Source organism: Micrococcus sp. LASM2_SD2 (assembly GCF_057364565.1).
Map to the genome: position 1 here is coordinate 1 of NZ_JBNFOB010000329.1, position 1,903 is coordinate 1,903.

Genomic DNA, 1,903 nt, shown 5'->3' on the forward strand with positions numbered 1-1,903 from the left:
GCCCCGCGCCTCAGGTCGGTGCGGGCCCGTGGCGGCCTCTGGTGTGGTGGCCTGTGGCCGCCGGGCGCGGCCGGACTGCTCAGTCGTCGCTCGGGTCGGCCTCGCCGCCGTCGTTGCCGTTGTCGCCGTTGTCGCCAGCGCCGCTGTTGTTGCCGTCGTCGCTGCGGTCGCCCTCGTCGTCCCCGCCGTTGCGGTCGCTGTTGTTGTCGTCACCGTTGCCGTCGCGCGGGGCGTTGGTGTCGGCCGGGCTCGGCGACGGGGACGGGTCGTCGCCGTCACGGCGTCGCGGTCCTCCTCGTCCTCGGACGGGGAGGGCTCGACCGGATCCGGCTTGAAGGTGACCGGGCCGTCGTCGTTGTTGATGGACTCGGGGGCGCTCTTCGGGTTCGGCTCGTGATCACGGCTGCCGCCGATGATCGCGCCCATCTCGCCCTCTCCGAGCAGGTTCTGCAGGTCGTCGATGACGCGGCGGTGGTCGTCGGCGATGTCGCCGGCCAGGTCCTTCGCGGCGTCGTCCTTCCCGTCCTCCACCTCGGTGTCCGCGATCATGACCGACCCGAAGTGCAGGCGGTGCATCTGGAGCAGGTAGACACGGCCGGCGTCCTCCACGGACGCGGCCTCCAGGGCGCGCTTCTCCTCGGAGGTGAGCAGGCCGGCGCGGCGGGCCTCAGCGGCCTGCCGGTTCATCTCCTCGAGCTCCTCCTCGGTGGGTCCCGTGGCGAAGCCGCTGGAGGTGGGCGTCGGGTTGGCCTCGGCGACCTCCGCGGCCTCCTCCTCGGTCGCCACGCCCCACTCGTTGAGCATACCGGTCAGCCGGTCGATCAGGTCCGGGCGTCGGTCCGTGATCGCGGCCGCCACCCGGCGGGCCTCCTCGTCCACGCCCTCGCCCTTGTCCAGGAGCATCTCCGAGTACTCCACGGACTGGTGCAGGTTCTTCACCATCGCCGAGGCGAACGCGATGTCCTGGCGGCGCTCCGAGTCCTGCGTGGGGCTCGGCGAGGGCAGGCCGCCCTCGGACGCGGTGGCCGTGGCCTGGGCGGCACGCTCCCGTGCCGACTCGGCGCTGTCCAGGCATCCGGTGAGGCCCAGTGCGAGCGCCGCCGACCCCAGGCCGACCACGATCGTCCGGAGGGGACGGCGGAGGGCGGTGCGGGGGCTCGACTGCTGCATGACGGGGCTTCCTCTCGGGCTGGCGGGGCCGGGCGGATCCGTGCCGGGCCTCCTCGGCGGACGCGCCGCCGTACAGGGGAAACGGTACGTCGTACGACCCTCCCGGGGGAAACGGCGCGCCCGGTCCGCGGCCCTGCGGATCAGGCGACGCGGGTCGCCTGGACCACCCAGTTGTCCACAGAATGGCCGGTCATGCCGGAGCCCGGGACCAGCTCGCAGGTGATCAGCGTGACCTTCCGCCCGGGCTCGTCCAGCTCCCACGCCCAGTCGAACTCCGGGGCGTGGATGAGGTCCTGCTTGTCCATCTGCACCGGGTCCGAGTCCAGGGTGAACCTCGCCTGGGTGCCGTCCGCATAGGTGACGACCACCAGGTCTCCCTTGCGGGTCTCCTCGAGGCGGTAGAAGACGTCCTTGAGACCGGAGTGGATGACGTGCCCGGTGAGGATTCCCGGGTGGGAGGACATCTCGCCGGGCGTGGTGCCCCACTGCGGCGGGGCGTACCAGCCCACGTGCTGGGGCTCCGGGTTCAGCTCCCCCTCCTCGTCCCGGTGCTCCGGCACGACCTGCGCGCCGATGTACTGCTCGCCGTCGTGGTAGACGTCCACGTGCACCGGGGCCGCCGTGATCTCGTCCATGGGGGCCGGCGGCGGGCCGCTCGACGAGACGGCGGGCGTGGGCGTGGGCTCCGGTGCCGGCTCCCCCGTCTCGGCGGGCGCCGAAGACGACGACGGCG

At 72.9% G+C, this 1,903-nt stretch carries 2 protein-coding genes; both read right to left on the reverse strand.

Going from position 1 to position 1,903, the window contains the following annotated elements; translation table 11 throughout:
- Window positions 1-1,170 (reverse strand): DUF305 domain-containing protein (locus AC2W7A_RS12045; protein ID WP_485991548.1); only part of this gene is annotated, 1,170 nt, incomplete at its 3' end.
- Between the two features lie 140 nt (window positions 1,171-1,310).
- Entirely contained in the window at window positions 1,311-1,805 is a 495-nt protein-coding gene (locus tag AC2W7A_RS12050) for a class F sortase (RefSeq protein ID WP_485991549.1), read from the reverse strand.
- Window positions 1,806-1,903 lie beyond the last annotated feature (98 nt).

Excerpts from the sequence above, each read along its gene's own strand:
- AC2W7A_RS12050 (WP_485991549.1), bottom strand. The coding sequence starts at position 1,805 with ATGGACGAGATCACGGCGGCCCCGGTGCACGTGGACGTCTACCACGAC.